The 21,225-nt window shown below is 59.6% G+C and carries 20 protein-coding genes and 1 pseudogene; 16 read left to right on the top strand and 5 right to left on the bottom strand.

The annotated features are described in order from the left end of the window. From EN925_RS02090 to EN925_RS02055, 8 genes are all read left to right on the top strand, one after another. On the top strand, positions 1 to 1,178 hold a 1,178-nt coding region (locus EN925_RS02090), incomplete at its 5' end, for an L-aspartate oxidase (RefSeq protein WP_128336303.1). 1 nt (position 1,179) lies between these two features. After that, the gene (gene nadC / locus EN925_RS02085) at positions 1,180 to 2,061 is read left to right on the top strand and encodes a carboxylating nicotinate-nucleotide diphosphorylase (RefSeq protein WP_063169252.1); all 882 of its coding nucleotides are present in this window, start codon (positions 1,180 to 1,182) and stop codon (positions 2,059 to 2,061) included. Between the two features lie 174 nt (positions 2,062 to 2,235). Next, a complete protein-coding gene (bioB, locus tag EN925_RS02080) occupies positions 2,236 to 3,204 on the top strand; it encodes a biotin synthase BioB (RefSeq protein ID WP_224570943.1) in 969 nt (322 codons plus the stop codon). Then, complete coding sequence (locus tag EN925_RS02075) at positions 3,201 to 4,340, top strand: 8-amino-7-oxononanoate synthase (RefSeq protein WP_024505572.1); 1,140 nt, start codon at positions 3,201 to 3,203, stop codon at positions 4,338 to 4,340. The genes bioB and EN925_RS02075 overlap by 4 nt, the downstream gene beginning before the upstream one ends. Beyond that, positions 4,337 to 4,972 carry a dethiobiotin synthase gene (bioD, locus tag EN925_RS02070; protein WP_063169254.1) on the top strand — a complete coding sequence of 212 codons (636 nt, stop codon included), beginning with the start codon at positions 4,337 to 4,339 and terminating at the stop codon, positions 4,970 to 4,972. The genes EN925_RS02075 and bioD overlap by 4 nt, the downstream gene beginning before the upstream one ends. Beyond that, positions 4,972 to 6,237 (top strand): adenosylmethionine--8-amino-7-oxononanoate transaminase, encoded by a 1,266-nt coding sequence (locus EN925_RS02065; RefSeq protein WP_063169255.1) that lies wholly within the window; start codon positions 4,972 to 4,974, stop codon positions 6,235 to 6,237. The genes bioD and EN925_RS02065 overlap by 1 nt, the downstream gene beginning before the upstream one ends. Further along, positions 6,234 to 7,217, top strand: a complete 984-nt coding sequence (locus tag EN925_RS02060) for a beta-ketoacyl-ACP synthase III (protein ID WP_063169256.1) — start codon at positions 6,234 to 6,236, stop codon at positions 7,215 to 7,217. Before EN925_RS02065 ends, EN925_RS02060 begins: the two co-directional genes overlap by 4 nt. 173 nt (positions 7,218 to 7,390) lie before the next feature. Continuing rightward, positions 7,391 to 9,034, top strand: coding sequence for an MFS transporter (locus tag EN925_RS02055; protein ID WP_063169257.1), 1,644 nt, complete (start codon positions 7,391 to 7,393; stop codon positions 9,032 to 9,034). 234 nt (positions 9,035 to 9,268) lie between these two features. Here the strand turns inward: EN925_RS02055 and hemN are convergent. Beyond that, positions 9,269 to 10,595 (bottom strand): annotated as a pseudogene (gene hemN / locus EN925_RS02050) (oxygen-independent coproporphyrinogen III oxidase). A 464-nt stretch (positions 10,596 to 11,059) separates the two neighbouring features. Next, complete coding sequence (locus tag EN925_RS02045; RefSeq protein ID WP_024505577.1) at positions 11,060 to 11,416, bottom strand: hypothetical protein; 357 nt, start codon at positions 11,414 to 11,416, stop codon at positions 11,060 to 11,062. Positions 11,417 to 12,097: 681 nt separating this feature from the next. Between EN925_RS02045 and EN925_RS02040 the strand changes: the two genes are divergently transcribed. Next, positions 12,098 to 13,237 carry a porin gene (locus EN925_RS02040; RefSeq protein WP_063169258.1) on the top strand — a complete coding sequence of 380 codons (1,140 nt, stop codon included), beginning with the start codon at positions 12,098 to 12,100 and terminating at the stop codon, positions 13,235 to 13,237. 460 nt (positions 13,238 to 13,697) lie between these two features. Beyond that, entirely contained in the window at positions 13,698 to 14,651 is a 954-nt protein-coding gene (locus EN925_RS02035; RefSeq protein ID WP_063169259.1) for an IS481 family transposase, read from the top strand. A 203-nt stretch (positions 14,652 to 14,854) separates the two neighbouring features. Here the strand turns inward: EN925_RS02035 and EN925_RS02030 are convergent, their stop codons facing one another. Genes EN925_RS02030 through EN925_RS41595 form a run of 3 tightly spaced genes read right to left on the bottom strand, consistent with a single transcriptional unit; the run spans position 14,855 to position 15,570 of the window. Next, entirely contained in the window at positions 14,855 to 15,139 is a 285-nt protein-coding gene (locus tag EN925_RS02030; RefSeq protein ID WP_063169433.1) for a DUF6804 family protein, read from the bottom strand. A gap of 52 nt (positions 15,140 to 15,191) precedes the next feature. Beyond that, on the bottom strand, positions 15,192 to 15,431 hold the full coding sequence (locus tag EN925_RS02025) for a hypothetical protein (protein ID WP_082826591.1): 240 nt from the start codon (positions 15,429 to 15,431) through the stop codon (positions 15,192 to 15,194). 28 nt (positions 15,432 to 15,459) lie between these two features. After that, positions 15,460 to 15,570 carry a YHYH domain-containing protein gene (locus EN925_RS41595; protein WP_095770035.1) on the bottom strand — a complete coding sequence of 37 codons (111 nt, stop codon included), beginning with the start codon at positions 15,568 to 15,570 and terminating at the stop codon, positions 15,460 to 15,462. Between the two features lie 153 nt (positions 15,571 to 15,723). Between EN925_RS41595 and EN925_RS02015 the strand changes: the two genes are divergently transcribed. The 6 genes from EN925_RS02015 to EN925_RS01990 form a co-directional block, all read left to right on the top strand. Further along, a complete protein-coding gene (locus tag EN925_RS02015; protein WP_126066778.1) occupies positions 15,724 to 16,164 on the top strand; it encodes a hypothetical protein in 441 nt (146 codons plus the stop codon). 197 nt (positions 16,165 to 16,361) lie between these two features. Further along, positions 16,362 to 17,801: a hypothetical protein gene (locus EN925_RS02010; protein ID WP_063169430.1), complete on the top strand. Its 1,440-nt coding sequence runs from the start codon at positions 16,362 to 16,364 to the stop codon at positions 17,799 to 17,801. Then, positions 17,794 to 18,612, top strand: coding sequence for a hypothetical protein (locus tag EN925_RS02005; RefSeq protein WP_063169429.1), 819 nt, complete (start codon positions 17,794 to 17,796; stop codon positions 18,610 to 18,612). The genes EN925_RS02010 and EN925_RS02005 overlap by 8 nt, the downstream gene beginning before the upstream one ends. Further along, complete coding sequence (locus EN925_RS02000; protein WP_063169428.1) at positions 18,612 to 19,928, top strand: hypothetical protein; 1,317 nt, start codon at positions 18,612 to 18,614, stop codon at positions 19,926 to 19,928. The genes EN925_RS02005 and EN925_RS02000 overlap by 1 nt, the downstream gene beginning before the upstream one ends. Continuing rightward, a complete protein-coding gene (locus EN925_RS01995) occupies positions 19,916 to 20,974 on the top strand; it encodes a hypothetical protein (protein ID WP_224571173.1) in 1,059 nt (352 codons plus the stop codon). Before EN925_RS02000 ends, EN925_RS01995 begins: the two co-directional genes overlap by 13 nt. A 50-nt stretch (positions 20,975 to 21,024) precedes the next feature. Continuing rightward, positions 21,025 to 21,225 (top strand): DUF4236 domain-containing protein (locus tag EN925_RS01990; protein WP_128336302.1); only part of this gene is annotated, 201 nt, incomplete at its 3' end.

Here is a 21,225-nt window from a genome sequence, read left to right as displayed (position 1 = left end):
CGCGACGGCGGATTGTGCATGCAGCCGGCGACGCCACCGGTCGCGAGTTGGTGCGCGCGCTCGTCGCCGCGGTTCGGCGTACAGCCTCGATCACCATTATCGAAAATGTGGAGGTCCGCCGGCTGGTCGTGCAGGACGGGTCGGTCATCGCCGTGGTCGCAGCAGGACGAGCCGGCGCGCTCGCTCTGCCCACGCGTCGCGCGGTGCTGGCGACCGGCGGCGTCGGCGGGCTGTTTTGCGACACGACAAACCCCGCTGGCTCATGGGGTCACGGGCTGGCGCTCGCCGCATGGGCGGGGGCGGAACTCGCCGACTTGGAATTCATACAGTTCCATCCAACTGCGCTCGACGGTCCGCGCCGGCCGATGCCGCTGGTGAGCGAAGCCGTGCGTGGCGAAGGCGCGGTGCTCATCGATGAGCGAGGAGAGCGCTTCCTCGCCGACACACCTGGCGGTGAACTTGCGCCTCGCGACGTCGTAGCGCGCGCCATTTGGCACCAGCTTGCCGTTGGACGCCGCGTATTCCTGGACGCACGGCAAAGTCTCGGCCCGAGATTTGGCAAGCGTTTTCCAGGCATCGCCGAATTGTGCCGGAGCGCAGGAATCGACCCAGCGACCGACCTGATCCCGGTGCGCCCGGCGGCACATTATCACATGGGCGGCGTCGCCGTAGACAGCGCCGGCCGCAGCTCCATCGAGGGATTGTGGGCCTGCGGTGAGGTGGCCTGTACCGGCCTGCACGGCGCCAACCGCCTGGCCAGCAACTCGCTCACCGAAGCGGCGGTCACCGCGAGCTGGGTTGCCGAAAGCGTTGCCGGCACGTCGTATACCCGGCGACCGCGCAGATGCTCCACATTCGTCCCTCCACGACCAGACGCTTCCGTGGTCCGCCCGATTGTCTCCGCCGCCCTGGGTATCATCCGCGACGGCGAGGCAATGCGCGAAGCGGTGGCGACCCTGCTGCCGATCGCAGCCAATAGTGTCGCTGCCTCTGGTCCGGCTTTGGTCTCACTGATGATCGCCGCGGCGGCCCTGAGGCGGGAAGAGAGTCGAGGCGCGCACTGTCGGTCCGATTTCCCGCTCCACGATGCCAACGTGCGCCCATCACGGCTGACACTGCACAGCGCAATGCGGGCCGCGGCCGCACTCGATTGCCGGGCTACCATACGGAGCACTTGATATGACTTCATTCTCCCCCCTCCCCGCGACCCTGATCGAACCGATTGTGCGCGTTGCGCTCCTCGAAGACCTGGGCAGATCCGGCGACCTGACCACCGATGCGGTTATCCCGTATGATTGCACTGCCACGTTGGTGCTCAAAGCGAGGCAGGCGGGCGTCGTTGCCGGGCTCGATCTGGTCTCGTATGCCTTCCTTCTCGTGGAACCGGCGATCAACATCCAGATCTGGCGCCCTGATGGCAGCGAGGTTGGGGCCGGGGAAACCATTGCAAGATTGTCCGGACCCGCACGAGGCCTGCTCACGGCCGAACGCACGGCCCTCAATTTCTTATGCCGGCTGAGCGGCATTGCCACTGCCACAGCGGCCATGGTTGAGGCCGTGCGCGGTCACAAGGCGAGGATTGTATCGACGCGAAAGACGACGCCCGGGCTGCGGGCATTGGAGAAATACGCCGTGCGCGTCGGCGGCGGTGCCAATCACCGGTTCGGCCTCGATGACGGCGTGCTCATAAAGGACAACCACATCGCGATCGCCGGCGATATGCGCACAGCAATAGAGCGGGCGCGCGCCGCAGCAGGGCATATGGTGAAGGTCGAGGTCGAGGTCGACACGCTGAAGCAGCTCGATGCAGCGCTCGCGATTGGTGTTGACGCGGTGCTGCTCGACAATATGTCGGTCGAGGATCTTGCCCGCGCGGTTTCTATAGTGGATGGCCGTACGATCACCGAGGCGTCCGGTCGGGTGATGCCGAAAACGGCGGCGGCGATTGCGGCGACCGGTGTCGATCTCATCTCCATGGGTTGGCTGACGCACAGCGCCCCGATCCTCGACATCGGCCTGGACATGCCGGACCACCAGAACATCTGCAAGCACTTGAACTGAGGATTACGGCGTGAGGAGCAACATCAGCTCGGCAGGCGTAGGAGGTGCTGGAAAGACGTGCCGCAGCTCGCCTTTAGCGAGTGCGCCCCAAAGCCAAGAAGGCGTACCGGACTAGCAAACAAAGGTTTGACGATGACGATTGGAATGAACTCGGAGTTCGACGTGAACCAGACCATGCAATCGGTCGACGGAACGCCTCCGCGATGGAACCGCAAAGAGGCCGAGGCCATCTACGGCATGCCATTCAACGATCTGCTGTTCCTGGCTCAGACGATCCACCGCCAGAACTTCGATCGAAACCGAGTGCAGCTGTCGCGGCTCCTTAGCATCAAGACCGGCGGGTGCCCCGAAGATTGCGGCTATTGCAGCCAGTCTGCGCATTACGAAACCGGTGTGAAGGCGTCGAAGCTGGTGGACGTCAAGCATGTCATCGACGAAGCGGCCAAGGCGCGTGATGGCGGCGCAACGCGCTATTGCATGGGCGCGGCGTGGCGAAGTCCCAAGGAGCGCGACATGGACGTTGTGGTCGCCATGATTGAGGGCGTCAAGGCCCTCGGCATGGAGACCTGCATGACGCTCGGCATGCTCGATCTTGAGCAAGCTGCTCGCCTGAAGCAGGCCGGTCTCGACTACTATAACCACAACATCGATACCTCTGAGCGCTACTATGGCGAGGTTATTTCAACCAGGACTTTTGCCGACCGGCTGAAAACGCTTGGGCACGTGCGCGCGGTTGGGATGAAAGTCTGCTGCGGCGGCATTGTCGGGATGGGAGAAGAAAAGACCGATCGCATCGACATGCTGGTCACGCTCGCGAACCTGCCCGAGCCGCCGGAAAGCGTGCCGATCAACATGCTTATTCCCATCGAAGGCACGCCGCTTGCCGCGGCCGACGCCATCGATCCGATCGATTTCGTCCGCATCGTTGCGCTCGCGCGGGTGATGATGCCGAAATCCTATGTAAGGCTGTCCGCCGGCAGGACGGCGATGAGCGACGAAACGCAGGCGCTGTGCTTCTTTGCCGGCGCCAATTCGATCTTTGTCGGCGACACGCTGCTGACGGCGGGAAATCCCGGCGAGGACAAGGATACCCTTCTGTTCCGGCGCCTCGGCATTGAGCCTATGGAACTCGCCACGCAATGAAGGAGGCAATTCTTGCCCGCTATGACGCAACCTTGCGGGGACTGGGGCGCAAGGACCGGTTGCGGACGCTCGCACCGCGCGCCGGGCTCGACTTCTCGTCGAACGACTATATCGGACTTGCCGCCTCCAAAAGACTGGGCGATGCGGTTTCGACGGCGATTGCGCGGGGCACGCCAGTGGGCGCCACCGGATCGCGGCTGTTGCGCGGCAATGCACCGGAACATGAGCAACTGGAGGCGGACGCAGCGGCATTTTTCGGAGCCGAGCGTGCACTGTTCTTCGGCAGCGGCTATATCGCCAACTTCGCTCTGCTGACGGCCCTGCCGCAGAAAGGCGACCTGCTGGTCCTCGACGAGCTCGCTCATGCCAGCATGCATGAGGGTGCCCAGGCCGGGCGCGCTGAGTTCAAGCTGGCCGCGCACAACGACGTCGACGCTGTCGAGGACGCAATCACCCGCTGGCGCGCCGAAGGCGGCATGGGGCGGGTGTGGATCGCCTTCGAAAGCCTTTACAGCATGGATGGCGACCGTGCGCCGATGGAGAGCCTGGTCGCGCTGGCTGATCGGTACCAGGCATTCATCGTCGTCGATGAAGCGCATGCCACCGGCGTCTGGGGACCGGACGGCCGGGGACTGGCCGCCGCGTATGAAGGCCGCGACAACATCGTCACGCTCCACACATGCGGCAAGGCGCTTGGCGCATCCGGCGCGCTCGTTACCGGACCGCGAACACTGTGCGACTATCTTATCAACCGGTGCCGGCCATTCATCTATGCGACCGCACCATCGCCGCTGATGGCAGTCGCGGCACGTGAGGCGCTGACTATTCTGTCTGACGAGCCTATGCGTCGTGCTCAGTTGCACGAGCGTGTCGCTTTCGCGAGCCGGCAATTGGCCGAACGCTGCGGCGTGATGCCCAGCGGCTCGCAGATCCAGCCGCTTGTGATCGGCGATAACAGCCGCACCATGGCGGTGGCGGCAGGACTGCAGGCACGCGGCTTCGACATACGCGGCATTCGCCCGCCGACAGTGCCTGAGGGTACGTCGCGCCTGCGCATTTCGCTGACTCTCAACGTCGACGAAGCCGACATTTCCGCCATGGTCGAGGCTCTCGTCGGAGTGTTGGCCACAGCATGACCAAACGCATCGTCGTCACCGGAACAGACACTGGAATTGGCAAGACAGTGTTTTCGGCCGGACTTGCCGGGCTGCTCGACGGCTTCTACTGGAAGCCGGTGCAATCGGGCCTCAACGAGGAGACCGACAGCGAGGTCGTCGCCCGGCTTTCCGGCTTGCCCGACGGACGCGTGCTGCCCGAAGTCTATCGACTGACGATGCCGCTGTCGCCGCATCGATCAGCCGAAATCGACGGCGTCGCGATCGAGGCCGACGATCTTTCATTTCCGGTCCTGCCGACACCGCTCGTCATCGAAGGCGCCGGCGGGCTGATGGTGCCGCTCAATCGACAGACAAGGTTCATTGACATATTCGAACAATGGCGGCTGCCGGTCATACTGTGCGCCCGCACCGCGCTTGGCACCATCAATCATACGCTGTTGTCGATCGAGGCCCTGAGAGCCCGCTCCATCCCGCTCATCGGCATTGCCTTCATTGGCGAAGAGGTGGCCGATACACAAAGGACAATCGTGGAATTCGGCGGCGTGCCGCAGCTGGGCAGGCTGCCGCACCTCGGTCCGCTGACGGGTGAAACGTTGAGAGATGCAATGATTTCCGGCTTCGACCTGGCCATGATTGCCGGAGGCGACTGATGGCGGAGTCTCGAGTCTGGCATCCGTTCACGCAGCACGCGCTAGAGCCCTCGCTCCCTGAAATCGTGCTGACTGAAGGCGCCTATCTCCACAAGGCCGACGGCTTCCGCATCCTCGATGCGATTTCTTCCTGGTGGGTCGTCACCCATGGCCATCGCCACCCCCGCATCATGAAGGCCATCGAGACGACCGCCTCGAGCCTCGACCAGATCATCTTCGCGGGCTTCACCCACGAGCCGGCCGAACGGCTGGCCGAGGCGCTTGTAGGCATCGCACCCGCCGGCCTCCACCGGGTGTTCTATTCCGACAGTGGCTCGACCTCAGTCGAAGTCGCGCTGAAGATGGCGCTCGGCTATTTCCGTAACATCGGCGCGTCGCGTTCGCGCATCGCCGTCATGGAGCACAGCTATCATGGCGACACCATCGGCACGATGAGCGTCGGCGCCCGTGGCGTCTTCAACGCCGCCTATGAGCCTTTGCTGTTCGAGGTCGACACCATCCCCTTCCCGGCCGCCGGGCGCGAGCAGGAAACGCTGGATCGGTTCGAGGCCGTTAGCCGCGACCGGCGCGCAGCCGCGCTGATCGTCGAGCCGCTGGTGCTTGGCGCCGGCGGCATGCTGATGTATCCGGCCTGGGTTCTTGCCGAATTGAAGAGGATCGCCGAAGCCTCCGGCACGCTCGTGATCGCCGATGAAGTGATGACCGGCTGGGGGCGCACCGGAACCATGTTTGCCTGCGAACAGGCGTCCGTCTCGCCCGACATCTTGTGCACCTCGAAAGGTCTGACCGGTGGTACCATCCCGCTGGCCGCCACGATCGCCACCGATGCCATCTTCCACGCTCACTTTTCGGAGGATCGCAAGAAGACGTTTTTCCATTCGAGCTCCTACACCGCCAATCCGATCGCCTGCGCGGCAGCACTTGCCAATGTCGAGATCTGGCGTGACGAGCCGGTGGCCGAGCGGATCGCGGTCTTGAGCGCGAGGCAGGCCGCGGGGCTGCAACGCTTCCGGGACAATCCATATTTCACCGACTGCCGGACAACCGGCACCATCGCGGCACTCGACCTACGCACCGGCTCAGCCGGTTATCTGGCCGAGATCGGGCCAAAACTGCGCGCTTTTTTCCTTGAGCGCGGCCTGTTGGTGCGCCCGCTCGGCAATGTCCTCTATCTTCTGCCGCCCTATTGCATCACCAGCGACGAATTGGACGGGCTCTATGACGCGATAGAGGAGGCCGGCGAACGCTTCGGCTCGCGGCCATGAACCTATCGTCGCGCGTTCTCGGCTTCGGCCATCATGCGCCGACGCGCAAGGTCGAGAACCCGGAAATCGAAGACCGGCTCGGGCTTGAGCCCGGCTGGATCGAGCGGCGCACCGGAATTCGCTCGCGCTTCTGGGCAACAGACGAAGACACGCTGTCGGGCCTTGCCGCCTCTGCCGGCGACATGGCGCTGACCAATGCCGGTATCGACCGCGGCGACGTCGGTCTACTCTTGCTCGCCACGTCGACGCCCGATCACCTTCTGCCGCCAAGCGCGCCGCTGGTCGCACATCGGCTGGGGCTAGGCCGCGCCGGAGCGATCGACCTGACCGGCGCCTGCGCCGGCTTCATCTATGCGCTGATGTTCGCCGACGGGTTCACCCGCCTGCACGGCAAAGCGAGCCTTGTCATCGCCGCCAACATCCTCAGCCACCGCATCAATTTGGCCGAGCGCGCCAGCGCCGTGCTGTTTGCCGATGCCGCCGGCGCCATGGTGATCAGTCCTTGCGATGACCCGGATCGAGGCATTCTCGGCGCTTCGGTGGATTCCGACGGCTCGCGCTACGGGCTAATCCAGATTCCCGCCGGGGGAAGCAACACTCCGTTCCATGCCGACCTCGACCTCGCGCAGACACGGATGACGATCACTGACGGCCGTGAAGTATTCAGCAAGGCCGTGGAGATGATGACCGCCTGCTCGAGAGATGCGCTCACTGCTGCCCGACTGAGGCCGCAAGACCTCGATCGTTTCGTGCCGCATCAGGCCAATGCGCGCATTTTCGACGCGGTCGGCAGGAACCTCGGCATCGCTGATCACTCGATCGTCAAGACGATCGCCGAATATGGCAACTCTTCCGCCGCGACGATCCCGCTCTCATTGTCGCTGGCCCATCGGGCGCAGCCGTTTCGGCCTGGCGAGAAAGTCCTCTTGGCGGCAGCGGGTGCGGGTCTCAGCGGCGGCGCGCTTGTGGTGGGAATTTAGCAAAGCAATGCTTGCGCACAGGACTGCTCATGAATGAGACTATGAGAATGGCTCAATACGCAAATAGTCGCCGGCAAGCTCCATAGAGCTGGGGTCCGTGCGGTGCTCCGCGATGTCTAAGTATCGACCCGCTTGCTCAAATCGCAGCGCTCATCGAAGGCCAGCAATACCTCATGCAGAGCGAAAATCCCCAACCGCCCGTTTCAAAGACGCTCGCCCCATTTCGAAACAAGGTGTTTCGCTCAATTTGGGCGGCCACCCAGATTTCCAGCCTCGGTTGGCTAGTGCAAACGGTCGCCATCAGTTGGCTTATGGCAACGATTTCAGCGTCCGACCTCATGGTGGCACTCGTCCAGGCCGCATCCACATTGCCGGTGTTCTTCCTCTCAGTTTTCGCCGGAGCCATTGCCGACAACTTCAGCCGCCGGTGGGTGATGTTTGCGGGACACTGCCTGATAGCATCGGCGTCGACGACGCTGATGATTTCTGTGGGTCTGGGATTTGTCAGTCCTTGGCTGATTCTCGGGTTAGGTTTCCTGGCCGGCTGCGGCTTTGCCTTGAATGATCCGGCTTGGCACGCTTCGGTCGGCGATATCCTTCACAAACGCGACATTCCGGCCGCAGTGACGCTTATGTCCGTCGGATACAACATTGTGCGCAGCGTTGGTCCAGCCTTGGGGGGCGTGATCCTGGCCGTCTTTGGGCCGCTGGCCGCTTTCGCCTTGGCTGCGGTGAGTGATCTGGCGCCCATAAGCGCGATATGGCGCACCAAATGGGAGGTCCGCTCTTCGCCTCTCCCTCGTGAGAGAATGACGACGGCAATTCATGACGGAGTGCGCTTTACGGCGATGTCTTTGGAGATCAGGGCAGCGACCGCCCGAGCCGCTCTTTTCGGGTTGGCAAGCATCTCCATTCTGGCGTTGCTCCCCCTCGTCGTCCGGGATCAGTTGAAGAGTGGGCCAATTGTCTACGGTATCTTATTGGCCGGCTTCGGCATGGGTGCTTTCATCGCGGGTATGGGCAACGGCTTCTTGAGGAAGGTCACGTCTCAAAACAGGCTGGTGGCCTTCGCCTCTGTGGCTTGTGCAGTCTGTTGCCTCTCCCTTGCCCTTACATCGTCGCTTCCTGTGGCGGCCATTTCGCTGGCGCTCGGCGGAGCGGGTTGGCTTATCACCTGGACGGGCATTGACGTGTCGGTGCAGTTGGCAAGCCCAAGGTGGGTTGTAGGCCGCACGCTCTCCATTTACTACGCCTTGAGCGCAGGCGGTATGGCTGCTGGCAGCTGGATCTGGGGTTCTGTCGCGCAAAACTATTCCTTGACCTCAGCATTGGAGGGCGCCGCAGGCGCTCTGTTGCTGGTTGCAGCAGCGGGGATCGTGTTGCCGGTCCGTCCCTGGGAAGAAACCGATCAAGAAAGTTCAGTTTTTCATCCGCCGGACGTGGCTCTCGATCTGAAACCCAGAAGTGGCCCTATCGTGGCCAAGGTCGAGTATTTGATATCGGAGGAAAATATCGAGGCCTTTCTGGGCTCCATGCGCACGCGGCGACACGTCCAGAGCCGTGCCGGTGCACGAAACTGGACGCTCCAGCGAAATCTGCAAACACCGTCACTTTGGACGGAGACATTCCGCACCCCCACCTGGATGGACTTTCTCCGCCTAAATCATCGACTCACCGCAGCAGATAAGGAAGTCGCCCAGCATCTCCTGTCACTGCATGAAGGAGAGGTGCCTCCGCAGACAGTGCTTTCGATTGAACGGACGACCGAGGCAATTCGTACCCGTACCTCGACAATCTTTTCTCGTCCTCCAAGATGACGCCATCAAGCTGCTGTCCAGGGACAGGGTGGATCACCGGTGCTTTGCAGAGCACAGCCTCACACCGAGAGCAGCGTGCTCCGGGTTGTGCGCTTTCGCGCGCACCCAGGCGAGATGATGGTGAACGCGGCGTCAAGTGGAAGTCCCCTGCATACGCTTGCGGAGTCTTCTGCGAGAGCCCATGCCGACGAGCGCCAAACAAGGTCTGATGCCTTTCGGCGTCGTGGCCTCAACTCATCGATTCGCGAGAAAAGCATCGAATGCAGCAGCAACGGCGCGAACAACAAAGCGGTGCTCCGGCCGCACGCGGATGAAGCCGTTTTCGACGTCCAGGATCCCCTCCTCAGCCAGCGTCACCAAACTCTCAACTGAATCGAGAAAACGAGCTGGTTCGATTTCGTGGGCGGCACAGATGGTCGGCACGTCGGCCTCCAAATCGCACATCAGTCGCTCGATGATCGCTGCGCGCACCCGGTCATCGTCGGTCAGACGGTGACCCTTTGATGTCGCCAGACGTCCACTTGCGATGTGCCGGGCGTAAGAATCCCGTGTTACTTCGTTCTGAACATACCCCTCGCGGACTCGGCCAATAGCCGACGCGCCGAAGCCGATCACGTTTTGCAAGTATCGGCCGAGTATCCCAGCGAATTACGCCGTAGGCGCCCGGTCTTCTGGCGCTAGCGCAAGTTCGTCGTCCGGCGGAGCGAAATGATCGAGCCCGATCTCCCGGTAGCCAGCGCCAACCAGTGTCTCGGCGACAGTTGCAGCCTGTTCGGCGCGAAGATCGCCGTCCGGTAGACCTGCCTGCTCGATTAGGCGCTGATTCTTTATCACGGAAGGAATATGCGCGTATCCGAACACCGCAAGCCGGTTGGGGCGCATGGCGACCGCAGCCATCGCGGTCTGGATGCAGGACTGCACAGTCTGTTTCGGTAGACCGAAGATGAGGTCGAAGTTGATATGGCCAACGCCATGCCGGCGGAGATTTTGGACTGCAGCGGCCGTCTGCACCTTACTCTGGATCCGATTGATCGCCTTTGCACATCGGGATCAAAGCTCTGCATCCGATGCTCGCGCGGTTGACACCGTTAGCTGCCAGGGCTTCGGCCATTTCCGGTGTGAACGTTCGGGGATCGATCTCCACGGCGATCGCAGCAGTTTTGCTGAAAGCGAAGTGGCGGCGTAGAAATTCCATCAGCGCCAAGTGCTCGGCTGGCCCGATAAGGTGAGGCGTTCCGCCGCCGAAATGCACATCGCTCACCGGCAGCCCTTGCCGCACTTGCTCCGACACCAAACTGATCTCCTGACGCAGCACCGCTAAATAATTAAGGATCGGGCCGTTGCGACGGATGACCGCGGTAGGGAAGCCGCAATACCAGCACATGGATCGGCAAAACGGAATGTGGAAATAGAGCGACACCGATTCGTCGGCCGGGAGGCCCCCCAGCCATTCCTCATAATCGTCAGCACCAACTGCCGCAGAGAAGTCTGGCACAGTCGGATAGATGGTATACCAAGGCGGCCGGGGGTCCCGGTACTTTGTCAGGATTGAGGTGTGCAAGGAGCTGTCATCCCACGTCGCTCATCCATCATTCTTTCGTTGCGCGCTCGTCCTGGTCTCTGACCTAAGTCAGTGCGTCCCGCTTATGTCGCAGTCTCGTTTGGACAGGATGGGGTCAACCACGCCGGGGAGCGCGCGTGCCATGGTTGCGCCTGAGGTGATGGTGCGGTGCCGCATTCAACGTCTGAGTACGTGACGCCAGTGCAGTGTGCTTGAGGCGTCTGCGGAAGAACTTTGCAATGCGAAATTCATGTCCGACGCAACGGACCTGTCAAGCCTCGTTCAGACGCCATCCAGGTCCAGCCAGCGGCCTTCCCTGCCGGCCGAAAAACCATACCGGCTTTAGCCACCGAGACGCTCTAAAGCTGACGTCGGCTCATTTGATGAAAGGAGGACGCCGCTAGGGGGTGCACAAGGTTCCCCGGCTTGACGTCGCTTCGAGCGAAGAGCGGTGTGGCTTGTCGTCAAGCGCCGGGCAGCGTGCCCCCTACCGATATCCCGAAAAGATCGACCAAGATGGCCATGCCGACGCCACACGCGGTCTGGATGAGGCCGACCATGAAAATGCGATTGGCGCGTTCGTAGATGGGGCGCCGCAAGGAACTCATGTCGAGCAGCATGGACAGCGCTCTCATCTGCAGTGCGATGCCGAGCAGGATCGGCACTACGGCGAACAGATCGTAGAGTTGCCATGGCAAGGGGTTCGCGGCCCAATGAGTGAGGAAGCCGAGGGAAAAGGCAAGCAGGATACCCACGGCAGTGATTGTGCCGTTGCGGAAAATGGTCTCGATCGGTTCTTCCTTCGGATCGTGCTCGTCCAAGCGGCTTCCTTTCGTTGCTCTTTCCGTCGAGACTAAGTTCTCGAGAATACTGTTCATCGCCAATTACTCGAGGCGAGCCGTAGGCAGCCGTTTCAGGGTGCGCTCCCTCTCGCTTCCGGCCGCGCAATGTACCTGCACGGCGAACTTACAGCGGCGAAAAGGTGCTGCGGCCACCATGCGACGCCTCGGACGTGCACGCCCTCTGTTCCTGGCGCAGCCCTTGCGGAGCGTACGCGCAGTGATCCTTCTCGGTAGCGGATGGCGCGGCCTCCGTTGCGGTCAGACGGGAAGCCGTCGCTGTTAAACGAGACTGTCACATATCGAACATGGCGAACCGTGTCGCACATTTCTTTTCGCAGTGACCCTCAAAAAAAGTGATTCCAGCGAGACGAAGGCGCGTCGGCCCGATTTTGGTGTCGGCCGCATCTACGCTTCAGGTTGGCATGTCGCTTGCTGCTCTATTCGGAGAGCTGCAGCGGTCCGACCGGAGTGTTTCACATGTAAACGATAATGAATCTCCTAGCAGAAAACACTATTATAAGTACATGTGGCTTTTACGCTGGCTCACCTCTCGTGTCAAGCGCTTTGGCGTCCACATATTGGAGACAACACGCACAAAATTTAGAGGAAAAGCTTGCTCTTTCGCCTCTATCCTTTTTATTCCTTCATGGAGATCTAGACATGTACATCAAGAGTCCTCTTCTCGGCTTAACTGCTCTGATGACCATTTCCGTCGGTCGAGCAGCTGGCGCCGAGCGGGAACCGGCCGAGTACATCAAGATCTGCGACGTCCTCGGCTCGGGATATTCCTATATTCCCAACACCGAGACCTGCCTGCGCATCGGCGGCTATGTCCGTTACGATATCGGCCTGGGTGACGTCCGATCGTATGACAGCGCAAGAACCTCGGACGTGAGAACTGGCGAGGACCAAGGCACTTGGCGAAACAGCACACGCTTCACGTTCAAAACTTGGACCGGCCAGCAGACCGAGCTCGGCGCGTTGACGACCTATACCGAAACCCAGGTGAATTTTGGCAACAGCGCTAACTCGCATGACAGTCCTCAGAACTATGATTTCAACAGCGGCCTCGCACTGGCTTCTGCCTGGGTCGAGCTGGGAGGCCTGCGAGTTGGCAAGGAGGGGTCGGCCTTCGATACGTTTGCAAGCTACGCTGGCAACGTTCTCGATAGTATGCTCGTTCCGTCGGCCGGCTTCGACACCAACGTGGCTCAGTACCACTTCGACGCCGGCAACGGCATTTCGACTGTGATTTCGCTCGAACAAGGATCGGGCTCAGCCGGTACTATCGACAGCTATATTCCGCACGTTGTCGCCGGCTTGAAATACACGCAAGGCTGGGGCTCGATCATCGGCGTCGCGGCTTATGACAGCAATTACGAAGCTTTTGCCGGCAAGATCCGCGTCGACGTCGCTGTCACAAACCAGCTGTCGCTGTTTGGACTCTTCGGCTACGGTTCCAATGCCAGTCTCAACGAGGACTCAAACGGCGCAATTGCCAATCATGGGCGCGGCTCGTACAAAATCTGGAACGGCCAGTGGGCTTTCTGGGCGGGCGCCACCTACGAGTTTGACGAGAAAACTTCGTTCAACCTTCAGGTCTCGGGTGATCAGCTCAAGGATGCTGGTGTGGCTGCAAACGTCGCCTACATGGTCGTTCCCGGCTTCACGGTCACAGCCGAGGTCGATTACGACCACTACGGCAACTCTGGCCTCGGCCCTGCCGAGCCTACCGCCGTCAAGGGCACGAGCAAGCCGAACAGCGTCGGCGGCATTCTCCGCTTACAAGGCTCATTTTGAAATCTCTCCAGTCGCGAGCATGGCAAAGGCACTTGCCTCGACAACGCACGCATGGAGAGCTTCGTTCGCCATCTTGAAGTCTGCATCGACCGTCCACGGCCCATCGTACCAACTAGAAACTGAAAGTTATGAGCCCTGTGTACTACACCTAGCCCTTGACCTGCCCGATGAACCGGCCAGGGGCCGTCAGTTCAAATTCGGGGCCGTTTAGAGGGCAGTGTGAGGCCGTGTTAGGTAAGCGCCACTGCAATGTCGAGGCCGCGACACGCCTGTCGCTTTGGACGGCTGGAATTGCCCTTCGCGGCGCCATTCATTCTCTCAACATTTACGTGATAATGCACGCTGAGTCCGAGCCGCGTGGCAGCACCCATCCTAGGTGTGAGCTTTCGAGAGGTTGTCCATTCGGACCGGACCGAGGAGACTGGAGTTACCACGCTTCAGCATCCATCGGAGGGTCCGAATGAACATCCACAAGAATGCCCGTCTCACACCGCTGCGTCGAGAGGAGATGGCGTTATCGGTGATAGAAGGCGCTTTTTCCAAAGCCCATGCGGCGCGCGTCTATGGCGTGTCGGCCAAGATCGTGGCGCGCTGGGTCGAGCGCTATAAGACCAAAGGGCGGGCCGGCATGGTCGACCGCTCGTCGCGGCCCACCGTCATGCCGAGCCTGACCGAACAGTCCGTGGCCGAGCGCATCGCAGCCTTGCGTCGCCAGCGGCTGACCGGCAAGCACATCGCCCATGAGGTCGGCGTCTCGCCCGCCACCGTCAGCCGGGTTCTCAAGCGTGCCGGGCTGTCGCGGCTCAGGGATATCGAGCCGGCCGAACCGGTCCGGCGCTACGAGCGGGAGCATCCCGGCGAGATGATCCATATCGACATCAAGAAGCTCGGCCGCTTCAGCCAAGTCGGCCATCGTATCACCGGCGATCCGCAAAAGGGCAAGTCGCGCGGCGCCGGCTGGGAGTTCGTCCATGTCTGCATCGACGACGCGTCCCGCATCGCCTTCTCGCAAATCCTGCCCGACGAGAAAAAGGAGTGCGCCATCGCCTTCCTCAAGGCCGCGGTCGCCTATTACGCCAGCCTCGGCGTCACGATAGCCCGCGTCATGACCGACAACGGCTCCTGCTACAGATCAAAGGCCTTCGCCAAGGCCTGCCGCGATCTCGGCCTCAAGCACGTCACGACAAGACCCTATACGCCCAAGACCAATGGCAAGGCCGAGCGCTTCATCCAGACAGCACTGCGCGAATGGGCCTACGCCATTGCCTATCCGACATCCGATCATCGTGCCGCCGAACTGCCTGTCTGGCTGCACAGATACAATTGGCATCGTCCACATGGCAGCCTAAAGTCAAAAACGCCTATCAGTCGCCTCGCCCTGATCGAGGACAACCTGTTGAAGCTCCACACCTAGGGCATGCGAAAATAGAAAATAACGGGCAAAAAGATGCGCCTTTTCCGACTCCGAGCCTAGATGGTTGAAAGCCTCGAAGTACTCCTTCGTCCGCTCGAGGAGATCTCCCGCATAAAGCGCCAACGGCTGTGACACGGTGACCCTCGGGCGCGCCTTGACCTTCGGCGTCTCAGGTCCACTCTTGGCCATCTCAGATTATCGGCTTAATTCCGGTGCCGGTATGCGACAAAGCCGAACAGAGTAGCCGCTGCGACGTTGAAGATTGCCCACAGCTCGCGCGGCAAATGAACCGGCATGAACGGGTTGAAGATCGCTGCCGCTCCAAACAGCGCCCAAGCCAGGGTGCGATTTTCAGGGCCTGATCGCCACACCATGGCTCCGCAGTAGATCCCGGCGAAAAAGACCACCACGCGGAGGAATTGGTAATAGCCGTACGGCCATGGCGCTACCGCCAGCAGCGAGGCAATAGCTACACAGATGCAGACCAACCGGACCGTTCCGGCCGGCGTCGAAAAGCATTATTTTCAGCAAACTTGATCCTCAAACGCCCAGCACGGTTGTTAGTGGAGTTTCGGCGCCCGCCATATATTTGAAAAGCCAGATTGCCCAAGTGATCGGCCAAATGAACGCCAACATCGCATCCAGGCTCAAGTTAATCAGGATTTTTACGACCACTGATGCATGGCCCTGCCATGTGTCGACGACATTCATCACGTAGGTGATCGGCCCGCCCAGCATGAAGAGGAGGCCCAGCGGAGCTGACATGATGTTCTTCAGCATGTTTGTGTCCCTCAGAAAGGCGTGACCTTCAGTGACAGTGATACGCGCCGGTCTTATGGTTGGTATGGCAACCGTTGGCATCAGTGCCGCCACTGTGTGCAAACGCGCCGGTCGCGCAAGCGATTATTGCAGCGGCCATAGCCGCGAGAAATGTTGTTTTCATTTTATTGCCCTCCCAAAGTATTTCAGACAGAGCACTATTGCCGGTCGGGCACAAGCTGCTCGTGGCACTGTGAACACAAATAGGATAGATGCTCCTCTGTGCAGGCCAAGATCGGGCGAGGAGAATACTTTGGATGGATTGCGATTGATGCACGTCCCGTTGGCGATCCTGCTGACATGGCCAAGGGTGGCGACGGCAAATGAATGCCTCTCGAAGTACACCAAGACCGACGTCTGCGCCTACGCAAAAAAAATGCAAACCGAAATGGCTCCAGCATTGCCCATGCTGATCAGTTCGAACATCTCCGTTCGGAGCATCATCGCAATCGGGCCAAGGATCGTTTTCAACGCCACCTGGGCTCAGACCGATGCGGAAGTAGACGCCAAATTGTTGGCTGCTGGCGTCTCGCGGCCGGTCTATGTCCAGAAGATCGATGAAATGACCAAAAACTATGTCTGTCGTGCGGAGGAACTATCTGCCTTCGTTCGCCTGGGCGGTGAGATCCAGTACACGTATACGACTGTGGATAATTTCCCAGTCGCGAACCCGCTCGTAGCACTCTGTCCTTAGAGCATCGCAGCACGGCTCATGACATGACTAGTCGCGGCCGATCAACCAGTTGATCAGCAGCCATGATCATTTGTTGGAACTCAATTGAGCCTGATCCGCACTAGCAAGTGGATAGAAGTGAATGTGCGGTTGCCCTTTAGCTCTACTATGCATAGAAACCACTCTGCCGGGGGGCGTAAAGTTGGGGTTGTGAGTGCGTGGGCTCTAAATTCGAAAAACTAAATAAGTTGCGTGACTCACTGCGAGAATCCAACCACGATTTTCGGGCGAGCACTCAGCTATTCAACAGCCTGGACCCTGCCAAGATCGACGGCGACCTGGATGTCATTAACCGCGGAAAGCAGCGCGGCGAGGTGAACCAACCCCCGAAAACGGCAAAGAATCTCGACGATGTCGAACATGCCATCGTGGAACGCGTTGAGGATGAGAAGAAGGCTGCGCATCACACTCTTGAGGACAACCTGCAACTCCTTGGAGGTCGTCTTGCCGGCCTCGATTTCGAGGAACAATTCGGTCTAATCCGTCAGACGAATGCCGCTAGCGTTTCGGACTTCAAAGCCTCGGTCGCCGTGGGCCTCGATGAACTTCACGGCCTGAGAAGGGCCCTGAACGACGCCGAAAAAGAGCATGCATGGTTTAAGGAGAAGCACGGTCTCGTTCGTGCCGCGCGTGTGCAGCACGGTGCCGCTCACATTTTCCGGCTATCGCTTCTGCTATTTCTGTTTCTGGTCGAGACAGCGATGAACGGCAACTTCCTGGCCAAGGGCAATGAGCAGGGATTTTTTGGTGGCATCCTTGAGGCTGCGGCATTCTCTTTCATCAACATCGGGGCGGCTTTGCTCCTGGCGGTTTTCTGCGCTCGTCTCGTCACCCATCGGTCGTTTTTCGTAAAATTCGTTGGGATCATTTCAATCCTTTTCTATATCGGCTTGGCGATTTCGATAAACTTGGCGCTAGCGCACTACCGTGAGGTCAGCGGCTCGCTCGCTGACGGCGCCGGCGCTGAGGTCATCCGTAATATGCTCGCCAATCCAGCGGGTCTCACGGACATCAAGTCCTGGTTGCTGTTTGCGATCGGCCTGATGTTTTCGCTTTTCGCTTTTATCGACGGCTGGTTCGTGCTCGACCCTTACCCAGGCTACACTGGCGTTGAAAATCGGCTCGTTCGACGGCGCGATGACTACATCGATCGAAAGAAGGAACTGATCGAAGAGCTGCAGGATGTCCGCGACGACCACAACGAAAAAGTGGAGGAAATCGTCAAGCAGCTTGGTAGTCGCCGGCGCGAGCACCGCGCGATTGTCGATCATCGATCGAGGCTTCTGGCTCTTTTTGCGCAGCATCAAGACCAATTGGAGCGAGCCTGCAATCAGCTTTTGTCGATGTATCGGGAAGCCAACATCCAGGCGAGGACCGAGCCGGCGCCCAAGCATTTCGGAACGCCCTACAAACTTGATCGCATCAAGCCATACGTCACCGGCGAGCGGGAGTGGAATGAGGGAGATGTTGGCGCATCAATTCGCCAGGCGCAGGAGGAACTCAACGAGCAGGTTCGTCTGATTGGTCAGGAATGCGAACGGGGAATTGAGCAGTACCGAGATCTTGATAAGCTTCACCCGGACAGCGTGAATGTCTAGGCGAACCCGCAGACGCAAGAAAGGCAATGCGGGTACCATTGCCGCGGCCATTGCCCTTGGTGTGCTATCCGTTGCGATGTTGGCCGGCTTCGGCTGGATGTGGACCAGGTCTGGCAATGGCCATATCGACGCCAACACGAATTGCCCATTGGACGGACCCTCCAGCCTGACCGCCGTCCTCATCGACGCCACTGATCCAATTTCGGCAACGACGATGGCTGATCTCAAGAACGAGTTCCGAAAGACCATTGGGCAGGTCGAGCCGGGTGGGTATGTGAGGATTTATACCCTGAGCTCGGCGCCTGGTGAGCTGACGGTGATGTTCGATGGATGCAATCCCGGTGATGGGTCGACCGTCGATAGTTGGACCAACAATCCTGCGCGGCGTCAAAAGAAGTGGGAAAACGCCTTCGGCGATCCTTTGAACAAACTTCCCGATGAAATCCCGAATGCGGCTTCCGCGAGCCAATCTCCGATCATGGCTGGAATTCAGAAAATCAAGCTGTCGCTCTTCGATAGCAGCTTGGCCAAACAGGGCAGTCCCAAGCGATTGGTGGTCGCCTCTGACATGATCGAGCATACGACGATTTACTCGCAGTACCGATCGGGACTGGATTACCAAAAATACCTCAACAGCGCCGCCGACCGCACATATGGGACGTCGCTGGATGGGGTGGGCATCACAATTCTTTATATCGATCGGGCAAAGAAGCCATTTCAGACCCTGGATCACGCGGAGTTCTGGACACATTGGGTCCAGAACCATCACGGCGAGTTCGAAAAGCTGGTTGGCTTGGATGGGTTAAACTGATGGCGAGAGCGCACGACAAACCTTTGCTGGATCATCCACGTCTGCCGGTCGTGGTTTTCGCGGCATTGACACTCGGCGGGTGTGTATTCATCGCCATTGCAAAACTCTCAGGCGTAAATCCGATCGTCGCGGCGGTAGCACCGGCCTGCCTGATGTTTTTCTATCTCGGGGTTTCGATCTTTGCTGGAAAGCTACAACTGCACGACGAGCAGACCGGCGATAACCTCTACTATATGGGCTTCCTGTTCACCCTGACGAGCCTTGGGGTCTCGCTGTTTCAGTTTGGAACGGAAGGCTCAACCGACACGATCGTCCAAAATTTTGGCATCGCGATCACGTCGACGATCACCGGTATTGCTCTGAGGGTTTTCTACAATCAGATGCGGCGCGATCCCGCGGACATTGAGCGAACGGCGAGGCACGAACTTGCCGACATGACACGGCGTGTAAGAGCCGAGATGGAAAGCGTAACCAGGGAGTTCGCCGACTTTCGTCGTGTCAGCCATCAAATGCTCGAAGAGGGCTTTGCAGAGATTGCCGAGCAAGCGGCACGCAATGGGGAGCACATTCGATCTGCCCTGGACAATATTGCCATGGAATCGATCAAGCCTGTCCAAGAGGCGTCTGCCAAGCTCAGTGACGCGTTGCAGCACAATTTCGGGCAAGTCGAAACCCAGTTTGCTTCGATAGCGAACCGCGTTGGAGCTGCAGCGGATTTGCTGGATAAAGCCAACAGCTCGATGTCCAACTCTGTTGGAAAGCTCGGTAATCAAGCCGACAATATGGCTGCCAAGCTGGAAAAGGTGGTTGTTCCTGATGAGGTGCTGAAGAACGATCTGGCGCCGATGGTCAAGCTCCTGGGTAATGCTGTCGCACAATATGCGATAAAAACCGAAACAGCCTCGCAAGAGCAGCAAACGCGGATGACCGGTCTTGCCGACGCAGTGATCAAGGTGGCGACTGGAGTGGAGAGAGCGGCAGCGGCCGCAGAAAAGACCGCAGAAACTGTCCAAGCGCAGCAGCGTTTGACTGAGGAGTTCATGGCTGTGATGCAGAAACACAGCAATGAAACACGCGGCCTCGTCGCAACCCTTACACAACATAGCCTCCCGGCCGTGCGCACTCCCCAGCCTCTGAGCAATGCGATAGCGAACGATGTCGAGCGAGTGGCGGCACCTTCCACTGTTGCCTCCCCTGTGGAGACGCCAATCAAGGTTTCGGATGACACGGAGGGCGACACCTTCCGATCGTTAAGCAGTCCGGCGGAGGTGGAGAAGGGTGAACCGCCAAAGAGAGCAAGTTGGTGGGGCAGGTGAGTGAGGTTAGCGGAACAGCCATTACGTTTGAGCGCAAGGGCTATGGCCGCGGCCTGATACTCGGCCTGACGATGGCTGAGACGATGCTGCTTCTCGTTTTCTGCCTTTTGCTTGCTGCAGGCGCGCTCATCGCCAAGACAAAGAAAGAGGCTGCGGCAGCGCAGAAGATTGCGCAGTCCCTCAATGAGAACGCTCGCAAGCTTGACGAGGAAAACAAGCGGTTGCTGGCTCAGCTGAATGCCATGGTCAAGCCTGCAAGTCGACGCAATGTACCAGATCAAGAATGGCGTGAATTGGTCCGGGCCAAAGAGGCCGCAGAGGCAATCAAAAAAGTGGGACTGACCCTTGAGGAAGCGGTGAAAAGCGCGCCGGCCGCCAAAGTCCTCTCTGACAACGACGTCGACGTTGATCAGGCCAAAGCCATGATCGAGAAGATGAAGGTTCTGCGCGAGCTCGGCTACGTTGGCACGGGCAAGACGTCCAAGGATCTTGCTGACGCACTGAAGAAGGCAAGGAACGAGGCCTCTGCTGACAAGCCACACGATTGGCCACCGATCATCAGTCTTAGCGAGCTCGATGGCTATAATTTCGATACTGGAAGTGCGGAGCTTTCCGGTGGCTTCAAAACGAAGTTGCGGCAGATGTCGAAGACCATTGCTGGAATTGCAACTTCCTATGGTGTGGACGTCATTGAGGTGATTGGCCACACGGACGAGCAGGCGATGTCCGGTGACTCATCGAATATGGACAGAGGCCTTCAGCCCGTACTGGCGCGCAAGATGGACATTGGCACACTCCATCCTGCCGACAATGCCGGGCTTGGATTAGCGCGAGCGATCTCCGTCACAGGCATCCTGCGCGATATGCCGGAACTGAAAGGCTTCACCATCCTGCCAATGTCCGGCGGCCAGTTGATATTGCCTGGCGACCGGCTCACCGACGGCGCACAGGCCGGCGACGTCAAGGCGAGGAGGCGAATTGAGATCAGGGTCAGGCAACGTTCGCGAGAGACAGATATTGGACTGGTTCCGGTACCAAAGTTGTGAGGCGAACTGCCCTTGGGTTTCGCTCACAGGGCTTGGGGGGGATTGCGGGGATGGGGTTTTACGTTCGAAAATCGATTAGTGCGGGACCTTTCCGCTTTAACTTCTCGTCTGGCGGGGTTGGCGCGTCCGTTGGCGTGCAAGGTCTTCGTATCGGGACTGGCCCACGAGGGCATTATATTCATGCAGGCGTCGGCGGTCTCTACTACCGAGGCACTTTGGGAAAGCGCAGCGCCAAGCAGACGCTGCAACTG

This window comes from Mesorhizobium sp. M7A.F.Ca.US.006.04.2.1 (genome assembly GCF_004022915.1).
In the GTDB taxonomy this organism is placed as follows: domain Bacteria; phylum Pseudomonadota; class Alphaproteobacteria; order Rhizobiales; family Rhizobiaceae; genus Mesorhizobium; species Mesorhizobium ciceri.
This window is presented reverse-complemented; position numbering and strand designations above follow the sequence as displayed.